This window comes from Ruegeria atlantica (assembly GCF_013033965.1).
GTDB lineage: Bacteria > Pseudomonadota > Alphaproteobacteria > Rhodobacterales > Rhodobacteraceae > Ruegeria > Ruegeria atlantica_D.
In genome coordinates this window covers 124,590-140,707 of record NZ_WQFE01000013.1, presented here as the reverse complement: position 1 = coordinate 140,707, position 16,118 = coordinate 124,590, and the positions used below count along the sequence as shown (strand labels likewise).

Annotated in this window: 11 protein-coding genes and 2 pseudogenes; 8 read left to right on the top strand and 5 right to left on the bottom strand. The window is 55.7% G+C overall.

The genetic code is table 11. The features are described 5' to 3' along the window. Positions 1 to 57 precede the first annotated feature (57 nt). Together GOW16_RS19910 and GOW16_RS19905 are read left to right on the top strand one after the other, a co-directional pair. Positions 58 to 981, top strand: coding sequence for a LysR family transcriptional regulator (locus GOW16_RS19910; RefSeq protein WP_170418914.1), 924 nt, complete (start codon positions 58 to 60; stop codon positions 979 to 981). 818 nt (positions 982 to 1,799) lie between these two features. Then, positions 1,800 to 2,443 (top strand): annotated as a pseudogene (locus GOW16_RS19905) (IS6 family transposase). Positions 2,444 to 3,018: 575 nt separating this feature from the next. Here the strand turns inward: GOW16_RS19905 and GOW16_RS22875 are convergent. From GOW16_RS22875 to GOW16_RS19890, 4 genes and pseudogenes are all read right to left on the bottom strand, one after another. After that, a pseudogene (locus tag GOW16_RS22875) lies at positions 3,019 to 3,117 on the bottom strand (IS6 family transposase); the annotation flags it as partial. A gap of 75 nt (positions 3,118 to 3,192) precedes the next feature. Then, a complete protein-coding gene (locus tag GOW16_RS19900; RefSeq protein WP_170418912.1) occupies positions 3,193 to 5,361 on the bottom strand; it encodes a Tex family protein in 2,169 nt (722 codons plus the stop codon). A gap of 75 nt (positions 5,362 to 5,436) precedes the next feature. Beyond that, entirely contained in the window at positions 5,437 to 6,459 is a 1,023-nt protein-coding gene (locus GOW16_RS19895; RefSeq protein WP_170418910.1) for an Ldh family oxidoreductase, read from the bottom strand. A gap of 87 nt (positions 6,460 to 6,546) precedes the next feature. After that, positions 6,547 to 7,491 (bottom strand): c-type cytochrome, encoded by a 945-nt coding sequence (locus tag GOW16_RS19890; RefSeq protein WP_170418907.1) that lies wholly within the window; start codon positions 7,489 to 7,491, stop codon positions 6,547 to 6,549. A gap of 84 nt (positions 7,492 to 7,575) precedes the next feature. Here GOW16_RS19890 and GOW16_RS19885 point away from each other — a divergent pair, with 84 nt between their 5' ends. From GOW16_RS19885 to GOW16_RS19875, 3 genes are read left to right on the top strand one after another with little or no spacing between them, the layout of a single operon-like run. After that, the gene (locus GOW16_RS19885; RefSeq protein ID WP_170418904.1) at positions 7,576 to 8,112 is read left to right on the top strand and encodes an RNA polymerase sigma factor; all 537 of its coding nucleotides are present in this window, start codon (positions 7,576 to 7,578) and stop codon (positions 8,110 to 8,112) included. Beyond that, on the top strand, positions 8,109 to 8,855 hold the full coding sequence (locus GOW16_RS19880; protein WP_170418901.1) for a hypothetical protein: 747 nt from the start codon (positions 8,109 to 8,111) through the stop codon (positions 8,853 to 8,855). Before GOW16_RS19885 ends, GOW16_RS19880 begins: the two co-directional genes overlap by 4 nt. A gap of 60 nt (positions 8,856 to 8,915) precedes the next feature. After that, a complete protein-coding gene (locus GOW16_RS19875; RefSeq protein WP_170418898.1) occupies positions 8,916 to 9,995 on the top strand; it encodes a helix-turn-helix domain-containing protein in 1,080 nt (359 codons plus the stop codon). A gap of 236 nt (positions 9,996 to 10,231) precedes the next feature. Here GOW16_RS19875 and GOW16_RS19870 read toward each other — a convergent pair whose 3' ends face one another. Then, positions 10,232 to 10,606 carry a hypothetical protein gene (locus tag GOW16_RS19870; RefSeq protein WP_170418895.1) on the bottom strand — a complete coding sequence of 125 codons (375 nt, stop codon included), beginning with the start codon at positions 10,604 to 10,606 and terminating at the stop codon, positions 10,232 to 10,234. Between the two features lie 758 nt (positions 10,607 to 11,364). Between GOW16_RS19870 and GOW16_RS19865 the strand changes: the two genes are divergently transcribed. Genes GOW16_RS19865 through GOW16_RS19855 form a run of 3 tightly spaced genes read left to right on the top strand, consistent with a single transcriptional unit; the run spans position 11,365 to position 16,112 of the window. Next, a complete protein-coding gene (locus GOW16_RS19865; protein WP_170418892.1) occupies positions 11,365 to 12,789 on the top strand; it encodes a S8 family peptidase in 1,425 nt (474 codons plus the stop codon). Between the two features lie 20 nt (positions 12,790 to 12,809). Next, on the top strand, positions 12,810 to 15,098 hold the full coding sequence (locus tag GOW16_RS19860; protein WP_170418889.1) for a hypothetical protein: 2,289 nt from the start codon (positions 12,810 to 12,812) through the stop codon (positions 15,096 to 15,098). Between the two features lie 18 nt (positions 15,099 to 15,116). Next, positions 15,117 to 16,112, top strand: a complete 996-nt coding sequence (locus tag GOW16_RS19855) for a hypothetical protein (protein WP_170418886.1) — start codon at positions 15,117 to 15,119, stop codon at positions 16,110 to 16,112. The last annotated feature ends 6 nt before the right edge of the window (positions 16,113 to 16,118 follow it).

Sequence of the window (16,118 nt, the reverse complement as noted above, 5' to 3'; positions counted from 1 at the left end):
ATAATTGGCTAATCGGTGTACGCTAGGGTGAGGAAAAGTTGACCATATGAGGGCAATATGATCGAAATCGGCGCCATCCCCGTATTTGTGGCTGTGGCCGAAAGCGGTGGCTTTGCCGCAGCTGCGCGGCGATTGGGGATCACGAAGTCAGCCGTCAGCAAGCGGATTGGCGGGCTGGAAGCACACCTTGGCACCCAGTTGTTTCACCGCTCGACGCGCAGCATATCGTTGACAGAAGCCGGGGAAATCTACCTGACCCATGCTGTTCTGGCGCTTGGATCGGCACAGGAAGCGGAGGACGCGGTTGCTGCCCTACAGGGTCAACCGGTCGGGCATTTGAGGATAAGCGCGCCTATGTCCTTCGGGCGGCTGCATATTGCGCCGCTCCTCACCGAGTTTCTGGCCATCTATCCCGATATCACGTTGGACCTGACCATGGATGACCGGGTTGTCGATCTGGTCGATGCCGGGCTGGATATGGCCATCCGGGCCGGAACTCTGCCCGACTCTGCCCTGATCGCGCGTCGACTGGCTCCGATCCATAGCGTCCTTGTCGCCGCACCGGAGTACTTGTCGCGGCAGGGTGATCCGCGGCAACCAGAAGATCTATTGACGCATAACTGCCTGCATTACGCCTATTCACGTGATCCGATGGAATGGGTGTTCCAAGGTCCGCATGGTGAAGTGCGGACGCGCACTACGGGCACCCTGCGCATTAACAACAGCGAGACGCTGTGTACCGCTTTGCTTGACGGGCTGGGAATTGGGCGGTTGCCAACATTCGTGGCAGGTTCCCATGTGGCCGCTGGCCGTCTGGTCCGGGTCTTGTCGGAGTACGCATTGCCGGAACAGGCACTTTATGCCGTATTCCCCGAGCGCCAACATATGCCAATGAAAGTGCGCGCCTTTGTGGATTTCCTTGCCGAACGGATTGGGAAGGACAGGCCATTTTGGGATACCGAGGCGGGGCTGGGGGGCTGATCTCGAATCTAAAGCTGTACATGACCATCGATCAATTCGACGACCTGAGGGGCGCTAAACACAGCGGCGCGGTGCCGGGTCAGTATCTTTTTCCAAAGCCTACCGGTTGCGGGGGTGACTGCGCGCCTTGCGTTCATTCCCGCGTTTGTAGTTGCCGGTGACGCGGGTCATTTCCAGCTGTTTGACCGCGAAGTCCAGACTGTCCAAGTCTTGTAAAAACCACTCTGTCTTGGACGGGAGCCGCCAGGGTGACGTGGTCCACATCTTCCAAGGATATCGAATTCATCAGTTCTCCAATATCGACCAGCTTTGTTTAACATCCGGCATCTGTTGCGATTTTGTTGATGAAACGCGAGATTTTGGCGGTCTGGCCTTAAATTGTGCCGTAGGCAATAAGTACTGTCATTACCACGCTCCCGCGTATCAGACTGAAATGCTAGCCTGCGGTGCAGAAACTTCTCACCGTGGCCTTTGATTTCAATTAAAGATACTTGGCAGACATGGTTCTGCGGCACGTCGAAATCTGCCATAGGTGCTTTAACACCCAGCGGCCAATCGTTTGGCCACGACCAAATGTCGAAACGGTGTATGAAACACTTAGCTCTATGCAGAGTAAGAATGTCCGTTCGCGAAAGCGGTTGCATTGCCGCTTGTATATGTCTGTACCAAGTTTGGATCTGATCAAAGGGTGGCCAACTGGATCTGTTGCAAACTTTGACCATTGAGGCTCGGGAACGAAGAGGCCGAATGATCGCTGGTGAATTTCTGCCGAAGGATAGCTCATGATTTCATTCAAAGGTGCGTAGTATCCAGAAGATATGATCCTTTTCGCAGTGTTCTACTATGTCCGATACGGTGTTTCCTTTTGAGATTTGGAAGAAATCTTGCTCGAGCGAGTCATATCGGTCGATCACACCACTCTGAACCGCTGGGTGACACGGTATTCCGATGTAATTGCAAGAATGGCGCGGCATCGAATAGCGCCTTGTGATCGCTCTTGGAGAATGGATGAAACTTATATCAAGGTTAAAGACGCGAGAGTTTACCTATATCGAGCCATCGACAAACATGGAAAGCCCCTTGATTTTGTGCTCTCACGGCGTCGGACCACACCTGCAGCAACAAAGTTCTTCGCCAGAATGTTGGAGACAAATAGATTGCCGAGGAAGATTGTTGTCGACAAAAGCGGCGCAAACACAGCTGGTATCAAAGCCGTCAACATGTTGCTGAAAGCCTTTGGCTGCCCGATCCCGCTCGAAATGGTGAGGCGGAAATTTTTGAACATTATCGTTGAGCAGGACCACCGTTTCTTAAGACGGCGCACTCGACCGATGCTGGGGCTCAAAGCCTTCGCTTCAGCAGTTGCAACGCTGGCCGGAATCGAAGTCGCGAAATGATCCGCAAAGGTCAGCTCACGCCCGTACTCCGTCCGTTTCAGCAGTTCGCACAACTGGCAGGGTAAACTGTTTAATTCTTCAATGATGCTTTGCCATCTAAAAAGTTCGCTACAGAACCCAGTTGGCTCGGCCCTTAAGTTAACATTCTTAGATTATCCGCTTAAATTTTGAGGCCGGAGTTCGCTATCCTGAAGCGCGACTTCCATTATCATTCTAAGACCTAAAAGTAGGAGATACGCATCGGTGGCAATTTTTTACAACAGTTTCTTTAGGATCATCGTAAAATTGCCAGTTGGCGAGATTCAAAATTGTTGGTCCCATAAATCGCAGCTGCATTCCTCTAAGAATTCTGATTAGTGCTCTTGCTGAACAATGGGACGAACACATAGCCATTCCCATCAACAGTGCGATTTTTTCATTGGTTGACGGGTCCAACGTGATTGTTTGTGCATGATCAGCCTGTGTTCCATCGGGATGATGGTTTCCCCTTTGGCTATGTCTGCAGCGCGTCGGCTCAGGGTCAGTTGTGTCGCAATTTTTGGCACGAGCAGAGTCGGCGTCGAACCGGAAACACAAATCCCGCGAGCTCAGAAAACAGCTGAAGTCTCCAGACTGCGGCGCTTGAGAACTTTTGTTTTGGATCTTCCAGGTCGCGATATGAAACGCCATTTTGAACGTAGAAACTAACCGCAAACAGGATCAAATCCCCCGGAAACTGCGCGCCCTTAAAGGTAATCATGAACAGGCATTCCACGTGATATGACTGGTGGTCATTCACGCGCTGACTTTGCCAACGGCAATAGTCCAATCTTTGCTAGCGAACGGCCCCGCCCCGCTTTCGCATGGTCAGGCCAATTCGTTTGCGTGGCACATCAACGTCAACAACGGTCACTTTGACCACCTGGCCCGTTTTTACCACCTCGTGAGGGTCTTTCACAAAACGGTCGGCAAGTTGACTCACATGGACAAGGCCGTCCTGATGCACCCCAATGTCCACAAAGGCACCAAACGCGGCCACGTTGGTTACTGTCCCTTCCAGCACCAAACCTAGTTTAAGATCGGTAATCTCTTCGACGCCATCGGTAAAAGACGCGGTCACGAAACTGGGGCGCGGATCACGACCGGGCTTTTCCAACTCTGAAAAGATATCTTGAACAGTTGGAAGGCCAAAATTGTCATCCACGAACCGCTCTGCGCGCAATCCTTTCAAGGCACCATCGTTCCCCATAATTTGTCGGATATCGCGACCACAAGCAGATACGATCTGTTTCGCAACTTCATATGCTTCGGGATGTACCGAGGACGCATCCAATGGTTCTACGCCATCGCGTATCCTCAAAAATCCTGCACATTGTTGGTAGGCGCGCGGGCCAAGACGCGCGACATTCAGCAACTCTTTGCGGGATTGGAATGCTCCATTTAAATCCCGATGCACGACAATGGCTTCCGCAAGACCGGGTCCAAGACCAGAGACATGTGAAAGGAGGGGGGCGGAGGCGGTATTCAGATCCACGCCCACAGCGTTCACAACGTCTTCGATCACGGAAGCCAGTGACTGAGACAGGCGATGTTGGTCAACGTCATGCTGGTATTGTCCGACGCCAATGGACTTGGGTTCGATCTTTACCAGTTCTGCCAATGGATCCTGCAAGCGGCGGGCAATTGAAACAGCACCACGCAGCGATACGTCCAGATCCGGGAATTCTCGTGCCGCCAATTCGGATGCTGAATACACCGAAGCTCCGGCCTCGGACACGATAACCTTGGTTGGGTTTTTGGCGGTCTTCGGAAGCAACCTAAGAGTGTCAGCAACCAACTTCTCGGTTTCGCGGCTCGCCGTGCCGTTGCCGATTGCGACGAGTTCTATTTTATGGGCCGAGATCAGATTCAGGATTGCCGCTTGGGATCCGCGTAGATCGTTCTTGGGTTGGAAAGGATACAAGGTGTCTGTTGCGATCACCTTGCCGGTGGCATCAACGACAGCGGCTTTGACGCCGGTGCGAATTCCTGGATCCAAACCCAAGGTCGCTCGCGCCCCGGCCGGTGCGGCGAATAGCAAATCTTTGAGGTTGCGTGAAAATACATGGATTGCGTCTTCTTGCGCACGGCTGCGCAATTCGGCCATTAGCTCGACCATCATCGAAAGGGACAATTTGACCCGCCAAGTCCAGCCGGCAACCTTTCGCAGCCATTTGTCACCGGGCGCATCGCTTCGTGTCTGCAGATGAGCAGCCACCATAGCTTCAACGCGTGCGGCACCAGCCTCGGGTTCGGGGGCGATGTCCAACGTTACAATGCCTTCCTTCGAAGCTCGCAACATTGCCAGAGCACGGTGCGATGGCGTCTTGGCCCATAGCTCTGTGTGATCGAAATAGTCACTGAATTTGGCACCTTCCTGCTGTTTCCCCTCGATTACTTTTGAGGTCAGCAATGCCTCGCGTTGCATGAAGCTGCGTAGCTCACCTAACAAGGTGACATTTTCGGTCAGCCGCTCAGTGATAACATCCCGAGCGCCATTTAGTGCGTCTTTTGTCGTGGGAACCGGCTCGCTGATGTAACCCTGCGCCAGATCTTCAGGATCGGCGGAACGGTCCGCCAGGATTGCGTCGGCAAGTGGTTCAAGCCCGTTTTCGCGCGCAATCATCGCCTTGGTCCGACGCTTGGGTTTATAGGGCAGGTAAATGTCTTCCAATTGCGCCTTGGTTTCGGCACGCGCGATGGATTTCGTTAGATCGTCCGTCAACTTGCCCTGATCTTTGATCGAGCTCAGGATTGTTTCGCGCCGCACCTCCAGCTCGCGCAGATAGGTCAGGCGGTCGGACAAAGTCCGAAGTTGAGTGTCATCCAGTCCGCCTGTCACTTCTTTGCGGTAGCGCGCCACGAACGGAACAGTGGCCCCGTCGTCCAGCAATTTGACCGCTGCACCGACCTGTTCCGGACGGGCGTTGATTTCGGTGGCGATGGTGCGGGCGATGCGGTCCAAGGGGGCCTCCTGAATTCATTTGGGAGGAACTTCTTAGCCAGCTGTACCGTCAAGGGAAAGAGTAGATCGAAGTCGTTACACTTGTTCGGCCAAAACCAACAGATCTTCGTGCAGCGTTTTTGCGATCTCTACGCAACCACGCGCTGTGTTTCGCGCGCGTGCAGCGAAACGTCTTTGTGACGGCAGGCGTGCGCCCTGATCGATGATATCGGCAAACAAACGTTCCGCACGTTCATCATTCGCAGCGGCGCGGCCACCGCTGAACTGGGTGGGGTCAAAGGCCAAAACGATCTCGCCGTGATAGGGCGCACCACCTTGGCCTTCGGCAAACTCCATGCTTTCCAGGCTGGTCAGGTCGTCGATCAACGGCCCGGCCAACAGCTCGATCATGATCGATAGGGCCGACCCTTTGTAGCTGCCGAAGGTCAGCATCGCGCCCTCCATCGCGGCTTGCGGGTCGGTTGTGGGGTTGCCTGCCTTGTCGATTGCGACTCCGTCGGGCAATAGTTTGCCTGCCCGGCGATAAAGTTCGATCTCGCCGCGGGCAAAGGCGCTGGTGGCAAAATCAAACGTGAACGGATCTTTGCCCTGACGCGGCCAGCTGAAGGCCAAAGGGTTTGTCCCAAGACTGCCCCGGGTTCCACCGGCGGGCGCGACCCAACTGTGGCTGGGCACCATCGCCATTGCGGCCAAACCTTCGGAGGACGGACGCTCCACTTCGGGCCAGAGGGCAGAGAAGTGAAAACAACGGTTGATTGCCATTGCAGCGATGCCGTGGGTGCGGGTTTTGTCGATCAGCACAGGCAGTGCTTCGCAAAAAGCCAACAAAGACATGCCGCCCCGTGCATCGACACGAACAATAGCGTTGTCCGAGGGTGCAACGATCGGGGCTACGTTTCCATCAATCTTACCGGCCTTCATGGTGTCAATGCACATGAACAGGCGGAATAACCCATGAGATTGGCAATCGTCGATCTGACAAGTTGTCAGCATATCAGTGATGGCAGCTGCGTGTTCCGGGCCAAATCCCGACTTGGCCAGGATGGACAGGCTAAGGTCCCGGATCTCGTCCAATGTCAGTGTGACCGTGTCGCTCATGCCGCGCATCTCCCTTGTTTGAGGTTGGACAAGGGATAGCGTGGCACTGTGGACATTGGAAACCCCCGGTATTTTCCGGGTCAGGGATCAGCCCTGTGCTTCGGATTGCAGATAGGCAATCACATTCAGGATATCGGCTTCCTTTTTCAGGCCACGAAACTGCATCTTGTTTCCAGGAACTGTGCCTTTGGGATCCGCCAGAAAGGCTGTCAGGGTTTCCGGAGTCCAGACGATACCCGACTGCTGCAAGGGGGCCGAGAACTTGAATCCGTCAGCCTGCCCCGCCGTAGCGCCGATGACGCGGTGAAGCGACGGGCCGACCGTATGGCGGTTTTCATCCAACTTGTGGCAAGCGCTGCATTTGCGAAACACTTTCTTGCCTGCTTTGACATCACCTTCGATAGCAACGGCGGCAGTGACGGCCGTGGCTGCGGCTTCAACTTCGGCTTTCTTGTCGTCCAGGTTAAACATCAGGCGCGCCGTGACAGGTACGGTCCGGGTGATGCTTGGCAGATCAGCCAGCTCCATCAACTTGTCCACGCCCGCGTTGACCCCGGCATCCTCGGTGCTGATGAACACCATGTCATTTGTTGAAACCATGACTAACGTTTCAGAAAGGCGCGCCACAAACATCTCAGCATCAAATGTGACATCTGTGCCTGCCAGCGAAAGCATTGCCTCGACGTCGACAATCGTTGTTTCGCCAACATTCAGGGTCGTTACGTCTGTCATGTCGAACTGAGCCGTCAGCGATGCGCTACCGGCTTTGCGGAACACATATTCAACCATGCGTTCGTTGCGAATGTCGATATTGGTTTCGACAGATGATAGGTCAATTTCAATATCGGCTTTGCCATCCGGGCCAACTTGGCCAGAGAGAATTGTGAAGGAATTAACCTCACCCACGGTATCTTTTTTGATCGATCCATAGGCCAGATGCGAACCTTCGGGGACCAACGTCCAGGTTTGGGCCACAACTGGGGTTGCAACAATTGCCGACGCAATCGTGACTGCCTTCAACAGAAGTTTCATTTCTTTCCTCCTCGGGTTATGTCAGTCCTGACCCCGCGGGTCCGGTCCGTGGAAAGCAAACACACACAAGTCGCGATTTATTCGATGAGCCCCGAAATTAACTCCGAACAAGCCGTGCGCGGCGCAATCCAGACGCATTCCAAGCGGGTCTGGCGGTTTGGTCTTGCGCTTTCGGGCGCATCGGATGTGGCCGATGACCTTTTGCAGTCGACATGCGTGCGCGCGTTGGAGCGGCACCATCAGGTTACGTCACTTGAACGGTTGGACAGTTGGCTGATGACGATCTGCCGTTCAATCTGGCTGAACGAGGTGCGCGCCCGTTCGGTACGCAAGGCGCAGGCGCTGTCAGTGACACCCGAAGCCGAATTAATTGCGACAGGACCGGATTCAGAAACGAATATTTTCGCTGCTGAAGTGTTTACACAAGTGATGCAGTTGCCAGAAGCGCAGCGGGAAACGGTTATGCTTGTATTTGTAGAAGGGTATAGCTACCGCGAAACCGCCGCGTTGCTGGAGGTGCCAATAGGGACTATCATGAGCCGGTTGTCTAACGCCCGGCAGAAACTGAAAAACGTGATGCAGCACGATGCGGCAGATGCCGTTCGACGGAGTGGCAAATGAAGTTTTCCGACGAGACGCTAAAGGCGTATCTGGAAGGCAATGCGAATGTGGCTGAGGCCGCAGCGATTGAGGCGGCGGTTGAAACCGATCCTGCGCTGGAACAACGCCTCATGGGTTTGGACCCTCTGGCGCCTGTGGTTCATTCTGTGTTCGAGAATATTCCCGCCGACGCCCCGCAGATTGAATTGCCGGAGTCGGTACCGGTTTATGCTGCTCAGACTTCGGGCGGTCTTTGGAGATTGATGGCAGTTGCCGCGTCGGTGGCCGTAGTGGCGGTGTCGGCGACCTTCTGGGCGACGCGCCCGGAACCGATGGGGTGGGCGGAACAGGCAGCAATCTATCAGTCGCTGTACTCGCCGGACACGATTGCTTCGTTGGATAGTTCACCGGCCGCGCTTGATGCGCAGTTTGCGCAGGCCGAAGCGCAGCTTGGGAGGTCATTGAATCAAGATGCCTTGGAAGTTTTGCCTGGGCTGGAATTGAAGCGCGCTCAGATTCTGTCCTTCAAAGGGAAACCTCTGATTCAGGTCGTATTTGCAGATGATCAGGGACAACCGTTGGCCTTTTGCGTGATCCGGCAGGGCGAGGGTGCGCCGGCAAAGGATGTCAAACTAGCTGCGATAAGCGGGGTTGCAACCGCGACATGGGCGCAGGATGGCTATGGTTACATGCTGATCGGCAGCAGCGAACAGACCGATCTGCAACAGCAACTGGACATTCTGACTGCAACATTCGCAGGGTGACCGACGGACAGGGCTGAATACGCCTTGTGAACCATCCAAAATGCCCGAATTATAGAGGGCATGACGACGAAACCTGTGATGCCAGACCCGGATGAGGACGCCGATGCGATTGGTCCTCCCAGCATCTATGACACCGATCCGCCCGAGGATGATGATCTTTGGTTCCTCCCGCCGGATGAGGGCATTGCCCAAGAAGAATATCTGCCCCCAGGGCCGACGGTCGACCGCCGCCTGTTGTTTGATCCAAGAGAATGGCGTGCGGCGCAGGCCGAATTGTCCTACGAACTGGCCGAACTGGCGGTGACATTCGGGGCGCTAGACGAACGATTACGCGCAGGGCCGGCGGGATGGGGTCAACGGCTGGCGCTCATGGATGTGTCCGATCTGGGCTGGTGGACGGGTGACCGGATCGGTGTCGACCGGCTTGCCTTGTGGGTCGGATTGCGGATTGGGGCGACCAGCGATGATGTTCAGGCTATGTTTCGGGCGGGCTGGGCTGTGCGCCGCCTGACATCAGGGGCCGGGCCAGCAGAGGGCGGCTGGGCAGTTGGCCTGACCGCATTTCTTGATCGCATAGCTCAGGGGATCGAAGATACGCCAGAGGCAATTGCTGATTTGGCCGAGGTTATGCAGAACGCAGAAGGTTTGCATCCCGTCACGCAGGCAGCGATCGGATTTCATGCCTGGCGCGCCCTGTCGGAAGGCAACGGTCATGACACCGAGGCCGCGATCATTGCAGCGCGCCACGCCGCGTCGATGGGACGAGGCGGGGCGATCTTCATGCCGCTCGCTTTGTCGGGTCCGGGCGCACTGCGAGGAGTTGGTGAACCGCAGGAGAAACTTTCGGCCTGGGTCAGGGGGGCAGGGCAGGCGATTCTGGCTGCTTTATTGCACCTGGACCGGATCAACGCCTGGGAACGGCGCGCTCGTGAGGCAACAAGTGACCTGAGCGGCCGCACGCCGCCGCGCCTGATCGACGCTCTGACGGCATGGCCCATGGTGTCGGCGCCACTTGCCGAAGAATTGACGCAGGCCTCGCGCGCTGCGGCGCAACGAAATATTGACCGGTTTATGAGCCGGGGATTGATCCGCGAGGTGACGGGGCAGGGGCGCTACCGCGTTTGGACCGCTGCGCTATAACCTTTGGACGACTAGCAATCCACCCAGATGGCTGGACAGGAAACCCTTCTGGAGTGGATTGGGGGGGATCTAACAACCAACGTGGTCGTTCAGCAATAATAACCCGATGTTTCTGCCAGAAGGCGGATTTTGTCGCATATCTTGTAGAAACCTAACTAAGCGTCAAACTGGTCACGATTATCCCGCGATCTCAGCAAGTACGCGAAAGCCCGGGTTCATCCAGCTTTCGGTTCGGCTCAATAGCCGGAAATGTCACGCGAGTATTCGTGATAGATTCCGGGACCAAAAATGGAATTGATCGCCAGTTCGCGTTTGGGAAGCAGATCCTCGGAAAACACCCGAGCGGCCTCAAAGACTTCCGGCGTCAGAAAGCGCAGACCGTCAGGGAGCTTACCCAGCGTCGATGTCGGATCATTGGTTGCAAGGTTATACTCCCAAACTCCAAACGACGGGATCGACATCTGATAGTTCAGGACCTGCGGAAAAATCTCGGACAAGACCCGCATCAGCAAGGGGATTTCCAGTCCTACGAGAAATCCAATGGACGAGATGAAAGTGAATATGCCCGCCGTGTAGAACCACGGCGCGTAAGGAAAGAGTATGAACAGCAATACGCTGCACAGAGCGTCTTTCGAAGGGGTTGGATTGTAAAGTGCAGTTGAATCGAAGAAATCAGCTATAAGGTGTATATCTAACGAGACTAAACAGCGTCCACAAAAATTAAATGCTTCAATTGCACAAACAATTGTGACATCTCTAATTTATTGTTTTAAATAGTAAATATGGCCAAAATTATGCCCGAGATTGTTTTTCGTGTCGTGGCAAAAATACACAACCAGCAGGAGATCATCCTTGAGCCTCGTTGTTCGTGCAAACTTTTGTATAGGCCCTGGCCAGCACCTTGTGAAGCACGCAATTGGGGCCTGGTTCGGGAAACGAGCGGTGAGCACGTCTGATCTCTTCTGGCCGAATGGGACTGGGTCAAGAGAAGCCCTGACAGGCAAAGGAGTGAAGCCCAACATTCTTCGGCGAAAATCACGCGATATATTTGTCTGATACGACAAGCGCTGCTCGTTCTCGAACGATGAACTGCGTTACCTCTCCGAACTCAATGGAACGTCCACCTTGAATTCTGGCGGGTCGGAAAGTCGAGATTCTCAGGATACGGCGGAATCTGGATCCCAACGCATGTGTTAGTCATTTCTGCTGAGGCAGTGTTTACAACTATTTAGGCGCCAATCGATAAAATATACCGCTATAATTGAAAGAATCGAAACATTATGTTATTAACAAAACGCGGCGAGAAGGGCTGATTTGCCCTTAATCCCCTAGTGCCGCGTGAATTAATCTACATCCTATTGGTGCTTGCATGGGCGTTTATGACGTTACACTGCGCCAAGACATCGATCCACCTTTTGGTGCCTTTAGCCTGCCGCATTGGGCGCAGGGCCAGGAAGTGCGCGCTCGGGATATTTCGAAGGACCGCAACTGGGCGCGGTTGTCGTATGGCGTTCGAATCGGAAGACCGCTTCCGGCGGCGCATCGTTGCTTCCCGGATGATCCGGCGTCGGACGCAATTGATGCGTCTAAGGACGAACGCGCGGCTTCCCTTCACCGGCAAATCCGGATCGGCGGGTCGGACCCACATGCGGTTGCGGATGCCATAAAAACGCTCTCGTCAAAGGGTTTGATAACCGAAATACGCCCGGTTCAGGCGCAGGTCTTTCAGCGTTCCCCATCAAAGGACCCGGCTGCGGCAGTAAGCGGAAAACCCGGCAGTTGGGCGCTTGAGGCGGTTGATGCCGATGTCGCATTGGCGACGATGCCCGGTGATCCGGATATCCGTGTCGCCGTGCTCGACAGTGGTATTTCGCGCGACCATAAGGAGTTTCGTGGCAAGGTCAGCGGCGGTTACGACTTTGTCACGCTTGGGGCAGAGGACTGGTCGCATCCCGGAATGGGCACCCTGATTGGCGATATCCGGCACCGCGATTCAAACTGGGATGACGATGGGGGGCATGGCAGCCACGTGGCCGGTACCATTGGCGCATTGGGCCTTGATATGCCGGTGGGTGCCGCGGGACTTTGTTCGCTTATGGCCTACCGTGTGTTGGGCACCGCGATTGAGAATGGTTCGAAAGTTGGAGTCGGAACACCGGGCGACATAGACGCCGCTGTAAAGGAAGCAACTGACAGGGGTGCACATGTCATCAACCTGTCGCTTGGTCTGGGCGCCTCGTCCGGGTTGGCCCCACATGCACGGGTGATCCGGTACGCGCGGATGCGCAATGTCGTGACCGTCGCGGCATCTGGGAATCATGGGACCAGCAGCCCGGTGTATCCCGGTGCAGTTCCCGGCGTGATCACAGTAGGCGCAATCGATCCGTTCGGGCGCGTGACGGCCTTTTCCGGTTGGGGTCCGCATCTGGATATCACAGCACCGGGCTCGTCGATCTATTCCGCCGATCTCGATAACGGTTACCGGTTCCGAGACGGAACTTCGCACGCCGCGCCGTTTGTCAGCGCTACCGCCGCCCTGATCATATCTCTGGGACGGGCGCGGCGCGTCACCTTCAAGGAAAGCACAATCCGGAGGTTGATCCGCGACAGTGCACAGGTCGAGGGCCGCCCCACCGATCCGAGGCGCGGGGCGGGTGTCCTAAATATGGCACGAGCACTCAAGGCAGCCGGGGAACTGATTGATGACCATCGACGGGCCCGCGAGGACCCTGAACCGCCCTGGCCGTTCGGCTTTGGGCCAAAGGAATTTGCCGCAAGCAACATGCGCTCATAACTGGGTGAAAGGATTTACATATGGCCTACAGACCTTCCCATATCAGAAAGCAAATGGCGGCAAACCAACGGAAAAAGGAAGTCGACAAAGTCGAAGCCGCCATCCTGTCTGACGTAGCGCAAATCAAGAAAGATCTTGATGACAATGAATACGGTACGCCGGTGCGCGTCCGTGTCCTGATCATGGACGATGTCGCGGACGGTGCCCTTCGACGCAAGGTGATGACAGCCGCGCGCGAGGGGGTCAGATCTGAAAATGCGCAAGGATTTCTGATCGAAGAACCAAACATCGTGGCGAGCATCGCGTTTGAACTGATGGAGGGTAAAACCTTTGCGGAATTGATGAAGGAACCCGACGCTGCCATGACCAAACGCGCGGCCGGTATCTTCAAACGTGACCGAGAGGATTATTTCAAGGACATTATCGCCGACACGCTCGAGGCACGCGGCATTCGGGCCGAAGCCAAAACGATAGATCGGGTATTTGACACGCTTGAGGCGTCCGGCATTGGTCCGGGCGATGCGGGATTTAAAGGCGAGGTACTGGATGCGCTTGGGCGCGAGAACGACTATGTGCCGTCCGACCTGACCAAGCCTGTCAAACCGGCTGAAGTAAGAAAAATGGTCGCCAGGGTTGTCTCTTTGAAACCAGGAAGGGCCGATGAGATTGCGGATGAGCTAATCGCTGCGGGGATCAACAACCCGATGGTGATCCAGAATCGAGCAATTAAAGCGGCACTGCCATCGACCACGTATCACCGTTTTCTGACGATCACAAAAAACGCGATTTCGGCCAATGGCGGGGCCTCCTTTCTGGCCAGCTACGGCTTTGACGATCTTGCCGGTGCAGCGATGTATTCGGTGCTTGCCGCCGAGGCCAAACCGGCTGAGGTAGATCGTGAAACGCTGCGTGCAGGTGTTGAAGAGTTCTTTCGTCAAAACCAGGCCGATCTGTACAAGGATCAGATCGCAGTGGTCTTTGCGGCGCGTTACATCGAGGCGGATACCAACCGGATCAATGCAGCCTACATGTTGCTGACCGAGCGGAATGTGCCACTCAACGATCCGGATTTCGCGGAAAAACTGGTTGAAAGCCTGCCTGAGTTGCGAATTTACGAAAGCTACGAGCCGCTGTTCTCAACCCTTCGCGATGACGGATTGTCCGCGCCGGTCGAAGATTTTGGCGGGCCATTACCTCCTGGGCTGAAACGCTCGGCGATTTCGCTGCTGAGCGACCTGAACGTCGACCCGAACGCACCTGACAACGACTGGGCGCGGGCGGCATTGTCCATTGCCGGGGCCGGGGGTGGTTTTGGCAGCGGAGGCATCTCGTTCGGGGGGTTGATCGGCGGGCTGGCTTCGCCACCCGGATTGCCGCCTATCCGTATGCGAAGGTTCGAGGATGAGTTCACAGCTGGGATCGACGCCGATCGTATCCGCACCATGGCCAAAGCCTACTACATCTATCAGTTCGACCGCCTTGGCATAATCGACATGGTCGAAGAACTGGTCGCGCGGCAACACAGCTTTGCTTACGACCTTGGCAATTCACCCGCGAATGCGTTGCTGTCGCATTACCGGCAGGTCTATCGCATCGTTTATCCGGCTGCCGAAGACCGGCGTCGGACCTTCTCGATGGTCTTTGAGGAAGGCTCGCGCGGGGAAGCTGCCCGCAATCTGCTGGGCGCCATCGGTGAGGCGGGAATTGATCTGCAACGTGTTAACAACGCGGGTGCCTATTTCAGCGAGGACAGCAATCGCGGTTATTCGTACGCCAAGTTCCGCTTTGTGCGGGCTGGTTTGAATCTGCAGCGCTTCCTGTCCGATGTAGGCGGCTATCACATGCCCGACCTTGTGGAACGGTGCTGGCACCAGATGCATTTCTGCTTCTCGATCCTTGAACGGCCCGAAGTGCAGCAATATTGGGGTGGCCGTTTCAACTCGGGTCTTTGGGCCGTGGTTGAAGGCCTTCTCAACGAAGCCATCGGTGATGACCGCGAGGATCGCCGCATGGTTTATGGCACCCAGTTGACCGATCGCGGCCGCACTCTGGCGGTGTACGGGTTCGATCTGTTTGCCTGGCTGGCGGACAATGCGTCGACGTTGCAGACCGCGCCGGACGCGGAAATCGAACGTGGCCTTGAGATCCTGCAGAACTGGCTGGCGGCCTTCCGACGGCCCGATACCGTGGGCGACTGGATCGACGACGATGACTTCTATGACGGACGCGAAGAGGCTCCGATGGATGTCGGAGACGAATATGCCGCCGAGGCCGAAGAAGCGGCCTTGCAAGACGCTGACATGCTTTAAGCGCGAAAGGACATAGTCATGATGACTGAAGCTCGAACGGGCGACGCCAATCAAGCGGTTGTGGATCGTGTGCGTGCGGACCTGAAGCGCTACTTGTCAGAGAACACGACTTTCCTGTCCATGCCGCGCGACAAACAGGTTGAGATGTATCGTGAGATGCTCAGCAGCGGCGTTGCGCTGGCCCAGAAAAAGGTGAAAGGGCAGGGCGGTCCTGCCCGAGCGTTCGCGGCGGGCGACGATCTGGACCCTACCGGCATCAGGGATGTCCCTGGCTTAGCCTCTGAATTTATGGGGGAAATTGATTTCGTCGGCTTTGTTTCAGATTTGATCACCGGGACCTACGATTCTATCGTGGATTCCACGATCAAGCAGTCGCAAAGCATGGTCGACATGTTCAAACAACTCAGCAAACCGCTGGGCGCAATTGCCCGCGACGATATTTCGTCTCTGGATGCACAGGCGGAAATGGCAACCTCGGATCCCCTGCGGTTCACGATGGGGCCGGACGGGGACCTGACAGATTCCAACTCGGGTATGGCGGTCGATACGTCCAACGACGAAATCCAGAAGCTGATGTTCGAGGCCCGCCTGAAGCTGGCCAAAGAACGCCGCTTGCAGCTGCGCGAGGTGATGTTGCAGATCAACAACCGCCTTGTCGTAACAGAAGGTATCATCCGGGCCGGCCTCGTCTTTAACGTCCGCTCGACCGAAGTGGGGCAGGGCAAGGAAAAATCCACCGATATTCAGCAAAAAGGCGGTCAGGGCGGCGGCAGCTTCTTTGGCCTGTTTGGTGGCGGTGGATCCAAGAAATCGACCAAGATCACCGTCTCGTCGCGGGAACTGGTCACCAACACCGAACTGAACGCGCAGATCACGGGTTTCGTCGAGGTCAAGTTCAAGAGCGATTACTTCAAGCTCGACAACTTCGCGGATCTTTTCGGCGACGAAAGCACCAAGGCGTTGATTGCCGAGAAACAGGGTGCGCAGCAGGACGCAGCGGGCCAGCCGGCCTGAGGGAGC

What these genes read in the sequence shown, in the direction of transcription:
- GOW16_RS19880 (WP_170418901.1), top strand. Translation starts at nt 8,109, where the DNA reads ATGAAGTTTTCCGACGAGACGCTAAAGGCGTATCTGGAAGGCAATGCG.
- GOW16_RS19865 (WP_170418892.1), top strand. Translation starts at nt 11,365, where the DNA reads ATGGGCGTTTATGACGTTACACTGCGCCAAGACATCGATCCACCTTTT.
- GOW16_RS19875 (WP_170418898.1), top strand. Translation starts at nt 8,916, where the DNA reads ATGACGACGAAACCTGTGATGCCAGACCCGGATGAGGACGCCGATGCG.
- GOW16_RS19860 (WP_170418889.1), top strand. Translation starts at nt 12,810, where the DNA reads ATGGCCTACAGACCTTCCCATATCAGAAAGCAAATGGCGGCAAACCAA.
- GOW16_RS19890 (WP_170418907.1), bottom strand. Translation starts at nt 7,491, where the DNA reads ATGAAACTTCTGTTGAAGGCAGTCACGATTGCGTCGGCAATTGTTGCA.
- GOW16_RS19895 (WP_170418910.1), bottom strand. Translation starts at nt 6,459, where the DNA reads ATGAGCGACACGGTCACACTGACATTGGACGAGATCCGGGACCTTAGC.
- GOW16_RS19855 (WP_170418886.1), top strand. Translation starts at nt 15,117, where the DNA reads ATGATGACTGAAGCTCGAACGGGCGACGCCAATCAAGCGGTTGTGGAT.
- GOW16_RS19885 (WP_170418904.1), top strand. Translation starts at nt 7,576, where the DNA reads ATGAGCCCCGAAATTAACTCCGAACAAGCCGTGCGCGGCGCAATCCAG.
- GOW16_RS19910 (WP_170418914.1), top strand. Translation starts at nt 58, where the DNA reads ATGATCGAAATCGGCGCCATCCCCGTATTTGTGGCTGTGGCCGAAAGC.